22 protein-coding genes, 1 tRNA gene and 1 pseudogene are annotated in these 14,606 nt (G+C 65.8%); 3 read left to right on the top strand and 21 right to left on the bottom strand.

The window, feature by feature from the left end:
* Positions 1-11: 11 nt before the first annotated feature.
* Positions 12-884 (bottom strand): NAD(P)-dependent oxidoreductase, encoded by an 873-nt coding sequence (locus L1787_RS05645; protein ID WP_235707647.1) that lies wholly within the window; start codon positions 882-884, stop codon positions 12-14.
* Between the two features lie 277 nt (positions 885-1,161).
* Here L1787_RS05645 and L1787_RS05640 point away from each other — a divergent pair.
* Positions 1,162-1,251, top strand: a tRNA-Ser gene (locus tag L1787_RS05640).
* 159 nt (positions 1,252-1,410) lie between these two features.
* Positions 1,411-2,568, top strand: coding sequence for a tyrosine-type recombinase/integrase (locus L1787_RS05635; RefSeq protein WP_235707646.1), 1,158 nt, complete (start codon positions 1,411-1,413; stop codon positions 2,566-2,568).
* On the opposite strand, the gene L1787_RS05630 is transcribed toward L1787_RS05635, so the two are convergent.
* The 19 genes from L1787_RS05630 to L1787_RS05545 all read right to left on the bottom strand — a co-directional run bounded on the left by L1787_RS05630 (position 2,565) and on the right by L1787_RS05545 (position 12,735).
* A complete protein-coding gene (locus tag L1787_RS05630; RefSeq protein WP_235707639.1) occupies positions 2,565-2,810 on the bottom strand; it encodes a helix-turn-helix transcriptional regulator in 246 nt (81 codons plus the stop codon). The genes L1787_RS05635 and L1787_RS05630 overlap by 4 nt on opposite strands.
* A gap of 186 nt (positions 2,811-2,996) precedes the next feature.
* Positions 2,997-3,374 carry a hypothetical protein gene (locus L1787_RS05625; protein WP_235707637.1) on the bottom strand — a complete coding sequence of 126 codons (378 nt, stop codon included), beginning with the start codon at positions 3,372-3,374 and terminating at the stop codon, positions 2,997-2,999.
* Positions 3,344-3,670 (bottom strand): thermonuclease family protein, encoded by a 327-nt coding sequence (locus L1787_RS05620; protein WP_235707635.1) that lies wholly within the window; start codon positions 3,668-3,670, stop codon positions 3,344-3,346. Before L1787_RS05620 ends, L1787_RS05625 begins: the two co-directional genes overlap by 31 nt.
* A gap of 95 nt (positions 3,671-3,765) precedes the next feature.
* Entirely contained in the window at positions 3,766-4,110 is a 345-nt protein-coding gene (locus L1787_RS05615; protein ID WP_235707634.1) for a hypothetical protein, read from the bottom strand.
* Complete coding sequence (locus tag L1787_RS05610) at positions 4,107-4,478, bottom strand: HNH endonuclease (RefSeq protein WP_235707628.1); 372 nt, start codon at positions 4,476-4,478, stop codon at positions 4,107-4,109. Before L1787_RS05610 ends, L1787_RS05615 begins: the two co-directional genes overlap by 4 nt.
* Complete coding sequence (locus tag L1787_RS05605) at positions 4,475-4,627, bottom strand: hypothetical protein (RefSeq protein ID WP_235707626.1); 153 nt, start codon at positions 4,625-4,627, stop codon at positions 4,475-4,477. Before L1787_RS05605 ends, L1787_RS05610 begins: the two co-directional genes overlap by 4 nt.
* Positions 4,624-5,205 (bottom strand): hypothetical protein, encoded by a 582-nt coding sequence (locus tag L1787_RS05600; RefSeq protein WP_235707619.1) that lies wholly within the window; start codon positions 5,203-5,205, stop codon positions 4,624-4,626. Before L1787_RS05600 ends, L1787_RS05605 begins: the two co-directional genes overlap by 4 nt.
* On the bottom strand, positions 5,202-6,575 hold the full coding sequence (locus L1787_RS05595; protein WP_235707617.1) for a DUF4942 domain-containing protein: 1,374 nt from the start codon (positions 6,573-6,575) through the stop codon (positions 5,202-5,204). Before L1787_RS05595 ends, L1787_RS05600 begins: the two co-directional genes overlap by 4 nt.
* Positions 6,572-6,895, bottom strand: a complete 324-nt coding sequence (locus L1787_RS05590; protein ID WP_235707611.1) for an Arc family DNA-binding protein — start codon at positions 6,893-6,895, stop codon at positions 6,572-6,574. The genes L1787_RS05595 and L1787_RS05590 overlap by 4 nt, the downstream gene beginning before the upstream one ends.
* A gap of 99 nt (positions 6,896-6,994) precedes the next feature.
* Entirely contained in the window at positions 6,995-7,348 is a 354-nt protein-coding gene (locus L1787_RS26250) for an XkdD/Y8K6 family phage-associated protein (protein WP_500793354.1), read from the bottom strand.
* Complete coding sequence (locus L1787_RS05585; RefSeq protein ID WP_235707610.1) at positions 7,341-7,760, bottom strand: hypothetical protein; 420 nt, start codon at positions 7,758-7,760, stop codon at positions 7,341-7,343. The genes L1787_RS26250 and L1787_RS05585 overlap by 8 nt, the downstream gene beginning before the upstream one ends.
* A complete protein-coding gene (locus tag L1787_RS05580; RefSeq protein WP_235707608.1) occupies positions 7,760-8,899 on the bottom strand; it encodes a recombinase RecT in 1,140 nt (379 codons plus the stop codon). Before L1787_RS05580 ends, L1787_RS05585 begins: the two co-directional genes overlap by 1 nt.
* Positions 8,896-9,897 (bottom strand): PD-(D/E)XK nuclease-like domain-containing protein, encoded by a 1,002-nt coding sequence (locus L1787_RS05575; RefSeq protein ID WP_235707607.1) that lies wholly within the window; start codon positions 9,895-9,897, stop codon positions 8,896-8,898. Before L1787_RS05575 ends, L1787_RS05580 begins: the two co-directional genes overlap by 4 nt.
* Complete coding sequence (locus L1787_RS05570; protein WP_235707600.1) at positions 9,897-10,112, bottom strand: hypothetical protein; 216 nt, start codon at positions 10,110-10,112, stop codon at positions 9,897-9,899. Before L1787_RS05570 ends, L1787_RS05575 begins: the two co-directional genes overlap by 1 nt.
* Before the next feature lie 13 nt (positions 10,113-10,125).
* The gene (locus L1787_RS05565; protein WP_235707598.1) at positions 10,126-11,214 is read right to left on the bottom strand and encodes a coiled-coil domain-containing protein; all 1,089 of its coding nucleotides are present in this window, start codon (positions 11,212-11,214) and stop codon (positions 10,126-10,128) included.
* 111 nt (positions 11,215-11,325) lie between these two features.
* Positions 11,326-11,646: a hypothetical protein gene (locus L1787_RS05560; RefSeq protein ID WP_235707592.1), complete on the bottom strand. Its 321-nt coding sequence runs from the start codon at positions 11,644-11,646 to the stop codon at positions 11,326-11,328.
* Complete coding sequence (locus L1787_RS05555) at positions 11,643-12,137, bottom strand: hypothetical protein (RefSeq protein WP_235707586.1); 495 nt, start codon at positions 12,135-12,137, stop codon at positions 11,643-11,645. Before L1787_RS05555 ends, L1787_RS05560 begins: the two co-directional genes overlap by 4 nt.
* A complete protein-coding gene (locus tag L1787_RS05550) occupies positions 12,137-12,373 on the bottom strand; it encodes a hypothetical protein (protein ID WP_235707584.1) in 237 nt (78 codons plus the stop codon). Before L1787_RS05550 ends, L1787_RS05555 begins: the two co-directional genes overlap by 1 nt.
* On the bottom strand, positions 12,373-12,735 hold the full coding sequence (locus L1787_RS05545; protein WP_235707582.1) for a hypothetical protein: 363 nt from the start codon (positions 12,733-12,735) through the stop codon (positions 12,373-12,375). Before L1787_RS05545 ends, L1787_RS05550 begins: the two co-directional genes overlap by 1 nt.
* Positions 12,736-12,896: 161 nt before the next feature.
* Between L1787_RS05545 and L1787_RS05540 the strand changes: the two genes are divergently transcribed.
* Complete coding sequence (locus L1787_RS05540; protein WP_235707580.1) at positions 12,897-13,658, top strand: helix-turn-helix domain-containing protein; 762 nt, start codon at positions 12,897-12,899, stop codon at positions 13,656-13,658.
* Positions 13,659-13,778: 120 nt separating this feature from the next.
* Here the strand turns inward: L1787_RS05540 and L1787_RS05535 are convergent.
* A pseudogene (locus L1787_RS05535) lies at positions 13,779-14,536 on the bottom strand (IS5 family transposase).
* Positions 14,537-14,606 lie beyond the last annotated feature (70 nt).

Genomic DNA, 14,606 nt, shown 5'->3' with positions numbered 1-14,606 from the left:
TCGGACGTTGGTCAGCCCTTGGGGGCGAGCGCCGGGTCGAGAAGGCGGGAGATATTGAGGTCGCCGTGGCCGTCTTCGACATGCTGCGTGAAGATCGCGAGGACGACGGAGGCGAGGGGGCTCGGCTCGCCGTCCATCTCCTCGGTGAGCGCCCGATAATAGCGCACGTCCTTGGCGGCGTTGCGCAGCGAGAATTTCGCGCCGTCATAGTCGCCGCCCATCGCGGGGGTGACCATCTTGTCGAACGTACCGGAGCGGCCGGCCCCGGTCGACATCACGTCATGAAGGGCGTTCCAGTCGACGCCGGCCGCGCGGGCGCGCGTGTAGGCCTCGGCGAGGAGGGCGGTGGTGCCCTGCGTCACGAAATTGTTCATGAGCTTTGCCGTGTGGCCCGCCCCGACACCGCCGAACCGGCGCACCTTCTGCGACCAGGTGCCAACGATCGCGCTCGCCCGATCGACGTCCTCGTCCGCCGCGCCGAGAAGCGTGCTCAACTCGCCCGCCGCCGCGTTCGCCGGGCTTCCGGTGATCGGAGCGTCGACGAGATGGACGCCCTTTTGGGCGAGCCTGTCATAAAGGCGGCGCGTGGTGTTGGGATCGGAGGTGCTCGTGTCGATCACGAGTTGGCCGGGCCGCAAGCCGGGCTCCAGCCGGTCGATGACATTCTCGACCGCCGGCGCGTCGCTGACGCAGATGCCGATGACGTCCACATTGCGGGCGAGCGTTTCGAGATCGTCGACCTCGTTCGCCCCTGCGGCGACGAGCCGCTCCACCGCATCGCGCTTCTTGTGGGCGACGACGGTGACCGGATGGCCCGCCTTCAGCGCGTTCGCCGCCATCCCTTCGCCCATGAACCCGACACCGACGAATCCAAGTCTTTCCACGGCCATTCCCTCCGATTTTTGCGCTCACCATAACGAGCGCCTTCCCGATGTCCATCGGATGGACGGCGAGAGGGCGGACCGGCGCCGACACGTTCTCCGCGACGGGACGGCACGGCGTCTCTGCGATCCGAGACGGGCCGGCGCCCCGAAATGGGCGCGTTGCGGTCATTTCCGCACCGTCCGGCCATGCGTTTGCGCGAGAGCTGTGATCTTCTTCAACGAGGGCGCCGAAACGGGCTTGCCCCGGCGGGCACAGATGACTAGGTTCCCGGCCGCGGGAGAGATGCCGGAGTGGTCGAACGGGGCGGTCTCGAAAACCGTTGAGCGCGCAAGCGTTCCGAGGGTTCGAATCCCTCTCTCTCCGCCACCTGCCTTTCCAGACCTATCCATAAGCCACCTTAGGCCAGCATTTCCGCGGATGTTTGCTATTGCCCGAGCCCATATGACCCCATAGCGTGCCGCATAGCCCCACCTCTCCTGTGGGGCAAACTGTGGGGCAAGAAATGCGATCTGTGGGGCAAGCGTCGTGGCCAAGCTGACGGTCGCCGAGGTCAGAGCTGCTCGAACCCCGGGCCGATATAGTGACGGAGCCGGCCTCTACCTCAGAGTCCGGACGAATGGCGCCAAGCAGTGGATCTTCCTCTTCAGCTTGGCCAAGCGCCGCCGTGAGATGGTTCTGGGGGCGTTCCCCGCCATGTCACTCGCCGAGGCGCGACGCGCCGTCGAGGCCGCGCGCTCTAAGGTCCGCGAAGGCGTCGACCCCATCGATGAGCGCGGAACAGCCCCACAAGTAAACCTGAGCTGCCCCACATTCGGCAAAGCGGCCGAAACCTATATCGAGGCGATGGAGTCGTCCTGGCGCAACGCGAAGCACCGCGCGCAGTGGTCAATGACCCTCGAAAAGTACGCCGCAAAAATCGCCGCCACACCTGTCGATCAAGTCGACAGCGATGCCGTGCTCGGCTGCCTCTCTCCCATCTGGACGAGTAAACCCGAAACGGCCAGCCGCCTACGCGGCCGCATCGAGCGCGTGCTCGATTACGCCACAGTTAGAGGGTGGCGGTCCGGCGACAATCCCGCAGTGTGGCGCGGTCGCCTTTCCATGGTTCTCCCCCAGCCGGCAAAGCTCACGCGCGGCCATCACGCTGCGATGGCGTGGCGTCAGGTTCCCGGCTTCTTCGCGCACCTCGACACGATTCCGGGCAGCGCGGCCCGCGCGCTTTCGTTCCTGATCTTGACCGCGGCCCGGTCCGGCGAGGTGAGGAAAATGTCGTGGGCCGAGGTGGATTTCGATGCGGCTATCTGGACGGTCCCGCCGGAACGTATGAAAGCCAGCCGGCCCCACCGAGTCCCTTTGACCGATCCAGCGATCGCCATTCTCGAAGGTCAGAAGAAGCTCCCGATCCCATTTCCCGGCGCGCGCCTCGGGCCACTCAGTGACATGGCTTTGACCCAATTGGTTCGGCGCCGGCAGCCGCAGGGCGAGCGGTTCACCGTCCATGGCTTTCGATCGTCATTTCGGGATTGGGCAGGCGACGAGACGGACCACCCGAGGGAGGTCGCTGAAGCCGCGCTAGCGCATGTTGTCGGGGATGCGTCGGAGCGGGCCTATAGGAGAGCCGACGCTTTGGCGAAGCGCCGGCTTCTCATGGAGGATTGGGCGGCGTTCGTGTGTTCGACCTAGGCCGCCCGCACACGGCGCGTCGCGATGCGGTGTTGGATCCAGGCGGCCACCTCGTGCTCGAGATAGCCGATCCGGCGCTCGGTGATCCTGACGGCGGAGGGAAATTGCGTGTCCCGATCCGCCACGATCCGTTCCAGCGTCGTTGACGAAACACCGATCTTCTCGGCCGTCTGCTTCGGGCTCAGGATTCGCCAGTGACTTGGGTCATCCGGTGCCACGATCATCGCTTCAATCTCGGCCATTCCCACCTCCCAACGCTTCCGTCCCAAGCGCATCGGCGAGCGCTTCGTTTGCTGTTTCGAACGACGTTCCGCCCGAGGACCATCCTCCCGGGCCGCAAGCGCTCCATCGGCCGTCCGCCCATTGGTAGAGCGTCACCCTTCGGATCATCGCGCTTCGCGTGTCCGGATTGCGCGTGATGTCGGCCATCAGCGCCATCCCTCCCATTCGAGCATCTCGAGCGCATCCAGATACCGGCGCTTTAGATCTCCCGGCGGCCCACCGTTGCGCATGAGGTTGTGCCGGATGTCTTCGATCTTCACTCGCCGCGCGGTGGTGTTCAGCGCGAGACGAGGCAGGTAGCCGTCGCGATATGGCTCGCCCGGCCGGCGCGTGATGGCGTCCAAGGCCGGCCACCACCTGGCGACGCCCGCTGGCAGGTAACCGTCCTCGACCGAATCGTGCAGGAGGCCGACCCAAAAGGCGCGGTCGAGGGGCGAGAAGCGCGTCGCGACGTGCAGCCAATGGGCGATTTCGGGGCGGCTCGGGAACGGCATCAGCACCACGGCTCCCGCCGCCCGGTCCATTCTCGTGCGATCCCGAGTGCCACCAGCGCACGGCCGACATCCTCCCCGTCCACCAGCACATCGGCGATCAGCCGGTCGTAGCGATCGCGCCCGTGCTCCACGAGGCGGATCGTCCCCGGACTCGACGCGAGCGCCGCGGCGAGGGCCGTGCGCGCGGTGAGGGCGAGGCGCTCCTCCTCCCGGCACCGGGCGCTCAGCTCGGCCGTGTCGATCCCCGCAATCCTCACACGCTCGGCGCGGCCGTCGGCGAGGCGGACGACGATGGTGTCGCCGTCGATGACACGTGCGAGCTTCACGAGGACGGGCTTGGTTGGCGGGGGCCGGATGGCTCCGGCGGATGCCGGCGACGCGGCCGCCAGGACGGCCATCGCGATGCCAATTCCGCGAGCCCTCAAAGCTGCATCCCCCGTCCTTCCCACCTTTCCCGCCAGAGTTTCTCCCGCCTGCGTCGGCGAGGCTTCTTCCCTCGCTTTGGGCCGCGCTGCATCCGTCGGAGTCGCTCGGTGAGCTTTTCCGTCTTCTGGACGGTGACGACGGTGCGGTCCTGGACGACCATCACCAGCCCTTCGGCGGGCAACGGCACACGCGATGCGCCCATGCGGATGTACCGCGTCCGGTCTGGCGTGAGGCAGTAGTTCATCACCGTGGCGAAATTCGCCGTCCACCCGCGCTGGCAAAAGCGCTCGTAGGCGTGGAGGGTGAAGACGACCGGCTGCTCGATCGCTGCGTCTGTCATCGCCGTTCAACTCCCCCTCCGATTTTCCCTTTCCAGCTGCCCGTGCGCGCCGTCGGAAACGACGATCGTTTCTGACGAAGCCCCTGGCGCTTTTCCGAGACGCGCCTGGTCTTGTCGGCGATCGGTCGGTCGTGGTTGTCGGTCTTCCACCGCCAGCATTTCGGGCACACTGCCGCGCCGTTCTCCGGCGTCGGCGCGCCGCCGATATAGTCGGGCAGCACGTGCTCGAACCGGACGCCATACGCGAGATCGGCATTGCAACGGACGCCCTCGGCGAGGCCGAAGAGTTCGCCCTTCGCCTCGCATTTGCCGCCGGAGCGCTGGAGCATCTCGCGGCGGACCGGCTTGGAGAATTCGCGGCGGCTCATCGCTGCGCCTCCCGCGCGAGATCATCGAGGATCTCCTTCGCCGGCCGGCCCTCGGCGTATTCCTTCAGTGCTCTGATGAGCAGGGCGGCGAGGTGACGGTTGCGGGCTCCGGCCTGGCGGGCGCGGTCTCGGTTGGCGCGCGGTGTCATGCGGCCCTCCGAACGGCCTGAATCCCTTGGTGGTTGAAGAGCGCGAGCAACGCATCGAGACCGGTGCGCACCTCGCCGAGCAGCTCCTCGGTCGCCTCCGAAAATGAGGGGAGGCGATCGTCGAGACCCATGGCCGTCGCGGCGTCCTTCGCCGTGTCGATGATCACGGTTCGCTCGCGGAAAACGCTCGCCGCGTCGGGCCGCCGGGTGATTTGCGCGCGCCAGGTGCGAAGGCCCCAGTCGACCTCCGGCGCGTCGAAGGTGATCACCGTGTTGGCGGCCGAGAGAATCCCGCGCAGCGCCGCAAGCGGATATTTCGGCAGGGGCAAGGGGGTCTTCCCCTCGTCACACGGATCGTCCCAGCCGAATTTCTCGAGCCAGGTCTGGCTGTAGGGCGCCGGCACCGACCAGCCGTTGGGGCGGATGGGGAATCGCGCCGACATCCCCTCGGTCATCACGCCGACGCCGGGCGTGTAGAAGGCCATGGAGAGCTCGACCGGCTTGGGTTGGTGCGCGGCGTCGAGGTGGGCCGAGCGGTCGACGCGGCCGGTCATGGCGAGGAAGACGGCGAGCATCATGGCCGCCTCTCCATCTTGTCGGCGCTGATGCAGAGGAGACCGGTGGGGACATTCGTCCCAGCCGCGGAGAAGCTGCCAACGGGCAGGTCGCGCCATTCGCCGCTGAACTCGCGATGGTCGTACCAGGCCGTCGCCGGCAGCACCGAGACGAGCTTACCGCCATCCTTCAGGAAGCCGAGCGCGTGACGAACGTGCTTGACGTAGTGGCGGCCGTAGAATGGCGGGTTCATCACGACGCGGTCGTATTCGGGTCGCGGGGGGCATTCGAGAAAATTCGCCGTCAGGACGTCGTGTCCTTTGGCTCGGGCCTCTGCGGCGCGGCCGGCATGGTATTCGATCCCGAAGACACGGTGACCGCGCTCCCGCACCGCATCCATGATCCGGCCATCGCCGCAAGACGGCTCGAGCACTGACAGTGCCGGGGGGCGATTGTATTGCCATTCGCGGAGGTCGAAGACGCCGGCAAGATCCAAGGCCTTTTCGACGACGGGACGCGGCGACCAGTAGAATTGCAGATCCTTCGAGACGGACGTACCGGCCCGCGGCTGTTCGGTTTCCTCTTCGACGTCGGGCAGCACCTCGCCGTAAAATTCGGCGAGCGCCCGGTTGATGTCGAGCAGCGTGGGCGGGTCGAAGAAGACGTGAGCGTTGCCGTTCTGGAACTTGCGGATCGTGATGCCGCGGTCGATCGTTTGATATTCGCCTTTCGAGTATCGATCGTTCAGCGCGATCGTCCGCCCATCGAGGACGGCATCCTCGCCGGCCCGATGGGCGGCGCTGATCGCCTGAAATTCCTCGTGCCCCATGAGCGGCTGACCGCGATATGCAGCGAGCGCATTCACGATGTCGCGAAGCTTGTCCCGGCCGTACGTGCCGGAGTAGTCGCCGAAGCTGGTCAGGATGACGCGCTTCGGTAGGCCCTTCACACCGATCTTGATACGCGAGTGCGACTTATAGGCGGGGTCAAGGTCGGCGAAGACCTCCGCGAGGCCGCGCAGAATGTGATGGCGCGGCCGCTGCAAATAATCGCCGAAGGTCGCCTTGGCGTTCTCAAACGTCAGCTCCGGCGGGTTCTCGATGGTCCGCTCGAAGAGGCGCCGGTCCTGTGCGCTGGCGATCCGATCGATCTGCAATCGGTCATAGATCGACTTCCAACCCGACTTGAGGAGGTTTCGCTTCAGGTCGGATTCATGGACGTGCGGCTGATGCCGCAGGATCGGGGCGACGAACTTCCCTTGGACGGTTGCCGCCATTTCCAGCGCCGAATAGGCATCCTTGAAATGCTCGATCGCGGCAGGCACCGATGCCACCTTGGCGTCGTATTCGTCGATCAGATCGGACACGGTGCGTTGCAGAGCGGGGACGCTCATCGCGCACCTTCCCGCGCCTGGGCGAGCGCAGCGCGAGCCCGCTCCCACGCGGTCGCCTTCCGGTCCTCGTATTCCTTGCCGCCGCCGAAGGCGTCTTTCATGCCTTTGAGCTCGACGAGTTCTTCGAGGGCATCGATGACGAGCCTTTCGGCCGCCTCCTCGGGCTCGGGGTAGGCATCCAAGAGCACGCAGAGGATTTCGGCGTTCATTGAACGGTGATTTCGCTCAGCGGCGTCTCGAATGCGGTCGCGCAATCCGTCTGGAAGGCGGATTTGAAAACGTTCGGCCAGCTGGCTCGGATACTTCGGATCATCGCCCATCTCACCCTCCCACGACGATCGCGGCCCATATGGCGGCTATCCAAACGGTGACGCTGAACGTGATGGCGAAAAGCCAGGAAAGCTGGCGGGTGCGGGAGGTCATGCCGCGCCTCCGCGTGCTTTCGCGATTGCGGCGTCACGGGCAGAGATGAACGCGGTCCACGCCTTCCCTTTGCGCCCGTTTGCTCCACCTCGATCGGCCGGGATTGCCGCATACTCGCGGTGAAGCTCCAGCGCCTCCAGCAGCTCCGGCGCCGCGGCGATGAGGCGGGCATTGTCAGCCTGCGCGCTCTTCTTCCCACGGACGACGGAGTGGGGCGCGCTTCGAAAGCCACCCGAAACACCTACAGCGGCGACAACAACATCGTCGCCATCACGGTCGGACTCGGCGGCGACAATGTCGCTTCCGAAAACGTGCCATGGTCCAGGGGTATACGTCTCGCCGCTACGCATTGAGCCGCCCCGCGCGCAGGAGCGAAAAGACGCGACGCTCAGATGGGGAGAGCTGCTCCAAGAGATCCAGGATCGCGGTGATGTCTTCGACCGGGACAGGAGCATCGGCTCGCGCGGTATAAGAGGCCTGCCCGCCTTGGATCAGGCGATCGAACCGTTCGAGCCACCGAGCGTGGGCGTCGCACGACCAGGGGTCCTTCGCGGATTCTTCGTATCCCCAGGAGCACCCGTCAGTGTGATTCCACTGGCAGAGCAGCTTGTGGGCGCGCTCAGCGAGCGGCTTCAGAGCCTCGACACGCTGATCGCGCTCCCGCCACTCAGCCGTCTTGCGGGCCTTCGTGGCGTTCTCCAACGCCTCTCGGGCGACCTTCTCCGCATGGACCAGGGCGGCGATCTCTGCGTCGTTCGTCATCACTCCGCTCCCTGCTTGATCTCGCTGACCCGCGCCGACTTCACGGCCCGCGCGCGTCCACCGACCCGCGTCCGGTTGATCTCGTCCGCCCACGACGCGCTGATCTCCTCGACCCGCGCCACGGACTCCGCCTCGGCGAGTTCGGCCTCGAAGCTCATGAGCACCTCGTCGGGGCTCATGAGGTCGGACTGGGAGGATGGCGCGTCAGCGGAAGAACCATCCTCCCTTCCAATCGATACATTCTGTTCGTGCTGGTCCTCGGCAGGACGCGGTGACGCCTTTGTTCCAGCGCTCGCGTCCCCGGCGGCTTTCCCGCCGGCGGCCTCATGGTCTGCCTCCTGTGTTGGCGCGCCGTATCCGTCCGCTTCGCCATCCACGGCGCCGGAGTTAGCGGGCTGGGGTGCCCCGTCGCGATCGGGGATGTCGGTGATCTCGCCGGTGTCGGCGTCGATCGATTCCTTCAGCTCGGCCGAGACGAACTCGGGCGAGAAGCCGGTGCCGCGTTCGGCGCGCGGCGCGGCGAGGCGCTGCGATAGCGGCGTGCGCGCGGGCGTGACGTCGCGGGCCTTGAGGGCGGCCATTTCGTCCGCGTCATAGATGCCAAGAATGACGTCCGGGCAGTGCCGGCGCGCCCCGGCGCGCAGCGAGTAATAGGCGAGCTGCTGGTCCGGATCGCTCTTCCAGAGCGGGGAGTTCTTGGGCGTGATCGAGCCGATCTCAGGAGATTGATACTCGCGCACAGCCCCATCGAGGAACGTGTAGACGACCTTGCAGCGGCGCTTGGTCCCTTCACCCGAATAGGAGATGTCCGGCCGTTCGCTCAGCGGCGCCCTTGCCAGGACTATCGCGGCGATCACTTGCGCCTCGTAGGCGAGGTTATCGTTGACGAAGTAGCTCTTCCGGGCGAGCGCATAGGGGCTCATCTGAAACCGGATCGCATCGTCGATGATGCCGAGGCACGCGCCCGGCTCGCCGCGCAGATGCTTCGGCACAGCGGACGCCGAGACCGACATCATCTTCGCGAACTCCATCACCTCCGAAGCCGATCGGAAGGAGATGCCGTCGGTGCTCACCTTCATCGACGACGTCACCTCGCGGTCGATGCGATTCTCGATCCGCTCCAACGCCTGGGTGCTCACGCTACTTCCTCCATCATGTCGGGGACGCTCATCGTCTGGTTGGCGCACCAGGCGGGCATGCGTTCGGGGTGGCTGTCGCCGTCGCCGGCTGGCCAGGATTGCGTGTCGAGGCAGCGTTTGAAGATCCGCAACGCCTCGCGGTTGCGCCTCATGCCGATCGCGATCGGATCGACCATCTCGCCGCCGGACATCTCGTAGGGATCGAGCTCGTGGACGCTGACGCGGAACGGTGCTGAGGTCTGTGCGAAGACGAGGACGAATGAGGTCATCTCGATCCCGAGCACGGCCTTGAGCCCCTCGGCGACCAGTGCGCCCTGCTGGAAATAGGCGTGGTCGAAGATCGCCTTCTCCGGTCGCCCGGTGCTGCACGTCTTGAGGTCAACGACGAGGCCAAGGGAGGCGAGCGACAGAACGTCCGGCCGGGCACGAAGCCAAATCCCCGTCTCCGCGTCGCGCCAGATAAGCGAGTGCTCGACGAGGCCGTGAAGCAGCCCCTGACGCACGAGCGTGGAGTTGGCGAGGCCGCTCTCCGGAACCGTGTTCGCGTTCGCCGGATCTTGCCACGACAGAACGCCGGCCATGCCCTTGATCTGCTCCAGATCTTCGGGCGTCAGGACCACTTTGCCGGCGCGGCGCATGTCCTCGCGCCAGTCCTTCGCCTCGGACTTGCGCCAATCCTTCCACTGCTCCGGCCGGACAGCGAACTTCTCGTGGAATCCGCCCTCGGACAGAATCAGGTGATGCGCGGCTTGCCCGAGGTTGAGGTGGTCCTTCTCCTCTTCCTCGATCCTGTTCGGATTGAGCGGGGATCGGACCCAGAAGGCGGCCGGGCCGTCGCTCCAGATGGTGCGGAGGCCGCTCGAGCTGATTGAGGGGCCGGGGCACAGATCTGGGTCGCCGTGATAGACCTCGATCGGGAGCGCCTCGTAGAGGCCCGGCTCTTGGATCGTGCCGCCGTTCCAGCGGATGGCGCGGATGGGGGAGGCGAGGGCGGACATCAGAAGTCTTCCTCGGCCGTTCGGTGCTGCTCTCGCTGCATGATCAGCGACGCCAACGCGACTACATCAGCACCGGTCCATTTGCCGGGGGTATACGCCTCCAGCCACTCACGAGCGACATAGGCCGTATCGCAGGCATCGATGATCGCGCGCCGAAACGAGTCCGGGGTTGGCGTCCCCATGTCGGAAAGCATCCGCTCGAACGAGTTTTGCATCGCTTCTCGCTCCTCAGAACTGAAGGGACAGGTGCGTGACAGCGCCGCTCGCGATCGCCTCAACGGCGGCGGTGGCGATGGCCGGGTCGATGCCGGCGGCCGATGCGAGGGACTTGGCCGCCTCTCCGACGATCTTCGAGCGGTGCGCGCGATCGGCCGCGCGGCGACGCTCCTCGGCGGTGGCCTCTTCCTTCGCTCGCTGTTCCGCCGCGGCCTTCTCCTCGGCCTCGCGCTTCAGGCGTGCGATCTCGGCCTGGTGCTCGCGCTCACGCTGTTCGGCTTGCTCGCGTGCCTTCCGGGCGGTGGCTTCGGCCTCCTCACGGGCGCGCTGTTCCGCCTGTGCTGCGGCGCGCTCAGCGGCCTCCCGCGCGATGCGCTCGTTCTCTTCGCGCCGCTGGGCCTCCGCCGCTTCACGCTGCCGGGCCGCCTCGGCTTCTCGCTCCTGCCGGTCCCGCTCGGCGCGCTCCGTCGCCTCACGTGCTTCGCGCTCTGCGGATTCCTTGCGAAGGCGCTCCAGCTCGGCGCGTTCCTGCTCGGCGGTCACGGCGCGCTCGTGTGCGGCGCGAAGGACGTCGAGCGCATCGTTCTTCGCCGCGGTCGCGCCTTCGGCATATTCCTGCATGGACGCGCGCGAGGTATCGACGACCTCGAGCCGCTTGATCGTCGCCGCGATGTCGCCGGCGGTGGCATCGTGGGGGATTCGCGACGCTTGGTTCAGCTCGGCGATCACCGCGCGGTGGGATTCGATGCGAGCATTCTCCTGCTCTTCCCACCGGTCGACCGGCTTGCGGACGCGAACCTTGATTTCGTCGCACCGGTCGCGGACCGTCTTGCGGACCTTGTTCACCGCATCGATCGCCTTCCGGTGGTCTTCGGTGAGATCCTTGCCGGCGCCGTCGATCGCGGTTTTCACCCTCGTGACACGCGCCGCCATGCTGATGATGGCCTTGCGCGACTTGTCGGTGCCGACGTCCGTCCCAATGGCGAGCGCTTCTTTCTCGACGCGTCGCAGCAGGTCATCGACATCGAGATCGCCAGTGAAGACGGCGTTCGGATCCGTCTGCACGAGGTCGAAGATGCTGTCCTTCACCTCGGCGGTCATCGTATCGCTCATGATCGCTCTCCTGTGCGGCCGACCGATCGCCGGCGCTGTGATGGGCCGCGCACGGGCGGCGTGGTTGTGTTGGTGATCAGGCCGTGGGCGTCGGGAGGTTCACGCGGGTTCGTCCTCGCGATCGCGCACGCGCTCGTTCGGGGCGGTCTGGAGGATTTCGCGGAGGGCCTTCATTCCGCGCGGCTGGCGGACGCGGTAGGCATCGATGCAATAGCACCGCACGCCGTTCTCTAGGATCGAACCGCCCCGTGGTGCGCGAAAGCACCCACTGGCATAGCTCTCAGGCTCACGGCTGATGATACCTTCATCGATTTGCCCATTCTGGGCTCTGATGCGGACGTAGACGCCGATCAACTCAGAGGCTGGCCGTCCGCCTTCCCATTCGATCCACGGACCCCACTTTTCGCCGCCGGCGCTCATGACCACCCCGCCGATTTGAGGACGAGGAGCCCGGCGTAGACCGTGAGAAATGAGACGCTCGCGAGCGCCGCGACGGTTCCTGACCGATCCGACGCGCGTTTCGCGTGGCCGCGGTCGTCAAACACCTTTCGCGTGGTGTCCCAAACGTTCGGGATAGATCGTTGCTCGCGTGATTTCTGAGCGGCGGCGTCGAGCGCCTTCGCACGAGCGGCCGCCGCCTTAGACGCCTCCGCATCGGCGAGGAGGAAGGTCGTCAGCACCTCGCTCATGCCCTGCCGGTGCATCCGCCGCGCCTCGTGGCAGACCTCGAGCGATCCGCGGGCGATCACCTCGCTCGACAGGATGACGTACTGGCACGACGTGTTCTCGGTCTCTGCGACCGTCATCCTGCCGGCGGCATCCGGATCCGGCGTCAGCAGCGCCATGACCAGCCATTTGTCCGGGAAGATCTCGTCGAACGCGACGAGCACATATTCTGTCGGGGACATCATCATGCAGCCCTCCGGTCGGCGTCGGGCTGGATCTGGTCCGGCTCGTCGATTTCGAGGGGTTCTGTGATCGCTTTGGTGATGGCCGTCGCGACTGCGTCCGCGGCCGCCCGACTATCGAAATGAAGGGTGACCTCGCCGCCATCATCGCAGGACAGCGTCACCCAGGAACCGACGACGTTCGTCTTGTGACGCGCGGTGGCCAGCCTGATCCGATGGACCGAGGTATACGTACCCATCACGCCGCCTCCGCCTGGAGGTCGACGAACCGCCCGTCCGGGTCATTCGCGCCCTTGCCGATGTAGACGACGCCCTCGGCGGCCATCGCCTCGGCGAGGAGGTCGGGATCCTGCCGGGCCCGGATCGCGATGTGGAGACCGATCGTCCGCCACGTCGCGTCCCTCGACGCCATCAGGTCCACGAACGTCGTATCGAACCCGCCGCCGGCGCGAGGCTTGTCGCGCTCCTTCCAGACATGATCGACCAGCAACGCGCACTCGTTGGGATCGACCACCAGACGGCCCTCGATCTCGACCTCGAAGTCGTGGACGAGAATCCCGCCGTCGGAGTCGGTCAGGGGAAGGCAGTAGTAGATGCGCATGGGGTGCCTCCTTGGGGTGTGGAGGCCAAGTTAGTGGGCTTTAGCCCAACATGCAACATAAAAATGGGGCTATTGCCCATATTATGATGTGCTGATAGCTTCGCGCTCCTCGCGCCTGATCAGGCAGTAGTTGGTCGGGCGCCCAAGAGAGAGGTCACGCGATGCACACAGGGCAAAGAAAAACCCCCGGCGCCGAGGCAACGGCACCGAGGGGTCATAGGAAGGCAGTAGCTACTGAAACCCGTACAGGATCGGCGAAGAAATCGCAAGGTTCTGCGCGTCGGCGGCCTCGAACCGCCGAAGAGAAAGCGCTGGCCGCGCTCCACACGAAGAAGGTGCGGGCGGCGCTTCTGAAGCTCATCGACACGCAGAGCTGGACGGTGCACCTCCAGTGCGTGTGGGAGGATCTCATCAATTTGTTCGTGCGTCACCAGGGCGAGATCTATCCGTCGAATGCGCGGCTCGCGTCGAAGCGTGGCATGAGTGTGAGATTCATCTCGAAGGCGCGCGGGCTGCTCGTGAAGTTCGGTCTCATCGAGGTGGTGAGCCATGCGAAGGGTGGGCGCGGAAAGGCGCCGGTGCTCCGTCTCGGCCGTGTCGCGATGGCCGCGATATCGAAAAGGTTCAAGCGGGGCGAGCCTTCATTTGCCGATTCCAAAAGGTGGAACGAGGTGCAAACCAGTAGAGGCTCTGCCTCTACTGTTGGGGCAAAGCGGGACGTCGTGCCGGCGGCTCAGCCGGTCGAGGCGATCACGATCCCGGACACGTTACCGATGCCGTTCTGGGCGAGGCTGAGGCCGGAATTTGAGAGGGCGGCGGAGGCGCTTGGGTTCGCGCCGGTCACACCGCCCGGATCAGCACGCGGGTTGAAGTGTCCAATGGAGGTGACGGGATGGCCGGATCGGAGAACGAGGGTGCGGTGAAGATCTATCGCGACGCGAGAATCACCGCGGTCTGCAATGCCCCACCGTGCTCGGAGACTGTGGTCAGCATGTTCGTCGAGGCGGCCGGCGAGACCATCCGCCTCGATCTAGGCTCGGGACTCATATCCAGTAACTGACGGTCGCGGCGAGGCAGACGGCGGCGAGGAAGTTGGCCGCCAGGCGGTCGTAGCGGGTTGCGACGCGCCGGAAGTCCTTGAGCCGACCGAACATGCGCTCGATGGCGTTTCGGTCGCGGTAGAGGTACGGCGAGAAGCAGCTTTTCCAGCGTCGGTTGGATTTCGGTGGGATGTTCGGCAAGGCGCCACGGGCCTCGATCTCGCGGCGAATGGCATCGGTATCGTACGCCTTGTCGGCATGGACGACACGGCAGTCCGGCATCTCCTGCAGAAGGTCTTCGGCGGCACGGCAGTCCGCCGCCTGGCCGCCGGTGAGGTGGAAGGCGATCGGTCTGCCGAAGCCGTCGGTCAGGGCGTGGATCTTGGTCGTGCGCCCGCCGCGGGAACGGCCGATTGCCTGCCCGCGCTCCCCCCTTTGCCTCCTGCCGCGCAGCGATGCGCCTTTACCGCCGAAGAGTCGATCAGGATCGCCGCAGGCGGGCCGCCAGCGGCGGCCAGGGCATGGAAGACGTCGACCCACACGCCCTTCGCGGCCCAACGGACGAAGCGATTGTAGAGTGTCTTATGCGGCCCGTAGGCCTCGGGCGCATCCTTCCATCGGCAGCCCGACTTCAGGACGTGAATGATGCCGCTGATCACGCGGCGATCATCGACCCTCGGCTTGCCCCGGGTATCGGTGGGCAGAAGCGGCGCGAGACGCTCGAACTGCGCCTCGCTCAGCCAGAAGTGCGCGTTGCTCATGGCGATCTCCCTTCGGAGATCGTGGAATCAGATCCGCCTTAACGGATCGTGTTTATGGGTCCTGAGCCTA

It is taken from the genome of Acuticoccus kalidii, from assembly GCF_021556395.1.
Taxonomy (GTDB): Bacteria; Pseudomonadota; Alphaproteobacteria; order Rhizobiales; family Amorphaceae; genus Acuticoccus; species Acuticoccus kalidii.
Note: the sequence above shows the minus strand (reverse complement) of the source record. Positions and strands in the feature narration are given on the sequence as shown.

Excerpts from the sequence above, each read along its gene's own strand:
- L1787_RS26250 (WP_500793354.1), bottom strand. The coding sequence starts at position 7,348 with ATGCGTAGCGGCGAGACGTATACCCCTGGACCATGGCACGTTTTCGGA.
- L1787_RS05600 (WP_235707619.1), bottom strand. The coding sequence starts at position 5,205 with ATGATGCTCGCCGTCTTCCTCGCCATGACCGGCCGCGTCGACCGCTCG.
- L1787_RS05595 (WP_235707617.1), bottom strand. The coding sequence starts at position 6,575 with ATGAGCGTCCCCGCTCTGCAACGCACCGTGTCCGATCTGATCGACGAA.
- L1787_RS05545 (WP_235707582.1), bottom strand. The coding sequence starts at position 12,735 with ATGCGCATCTACTACTGCCTTCCCCTGACCGACTCCGACGGCGGGATT.
- L1787_RS05630 (WP_235707639.1), bottom strand. The coding sequence starts at position 2,810 with ATGGCCGAGATTGAAGCGATGATCGTGGCACCGGATGACCCAAGTCAC.
- L1787_RS05570 (WP_235707600.1), bottom strand. The coding sequence starts at position 10,112 with ATGCAAAACTCGTTCGAGCGGATGCTTTCCGACATGGGGACGCCAACC.
- L1787_RS05605 (WP_235707626.1), bottom strand. The coding sequence starts at position 4,627 with ATGACACCGCGCGCCAACCGAGACCGCGCCCGCCAGGCCGGAGCCCGC.
- L1787_RS05565 (WP_235707598.1), bottom strand. The coding sequence starts at position 11,214 with ATGACCGCCGAGGTGAAGGACAGCATCTTCGACCTCGTGCAGACGGAT.
- L1787_RS05560 (WP_235707592.1), bottom strand. The coding sequence starts at position 11,646 with ATGAGCGCCGGCGGCGAAAAGTGGGGTCCGTGGATCGAATGGGAAGGC.
- L1787_RS05615 (WP_235707634.1), bottom strand. The coding sequence starts at position 4,110 with ATGACAGACGCAGCGATCGAGCAGCCGGTCGTCTTCACCCTCCACGCC.
- L1787_RS05625 (WP_235707637.1), bottom strand. The coding sequence starts at position 3,374 with ATGGACCGGGCGGCGGGAGCCGTGGTGCTGATGCCGTTCCCGAGCCGC.
- L1787_RS05590 (WP_235707611.1), bottom strand. The coding sequence starts at position 6,895 with ATGGGCGATGATCCGAAGTATCCGAGCCAGCTGGCCGAACGTTTTCAA.
- L1787_RS05540 (WP_235707580.1), top strand. The coding sequence starts at position 12,897 with ATGCACACAGGGCAAAGAAAAACCCCCGGCGCCGAGGCAACGGCACCG.
- L1787_RS05585 (WP_235707610.1), bottom strand. The coding sequence starts at position 7,760 with ATGACGAACGACGCAGAGATCGCCGCCCTGGTCCATGCGGAGAAGGTC.
- L1787_RS05550 (WP_235707584.1), bottom strand. The coding sequence starts at position 12,373 with ATGGGTACGTATACCTCGGTCCATCGGATCAGGCTGGCCACCGCGCGT.
- L1787_RS05555 (WP_235707586.1), bottom strand. The coding sequence starts at position 12,137 with ATGATGTCCCCGACAGAATATGTGCTCGTCGCGTTCGACGAGATCTTC.
- L1787_RS05610 (WP_235707628.1), bottom strand. The coding sequence starts at position 4,478 with ATGAGCCGCCGCGAATTCTCCAAGCCGGTCCGCCGCGAGATGCTCCAG.
- L1787_RS05575 (WP_235707607.1), bottom strand. The coding sequence starts at position 9,897 with ATGTCCGCCCTCGCCTCCCCCATCCGCGCCATCCGCTGGAACGGCGGC.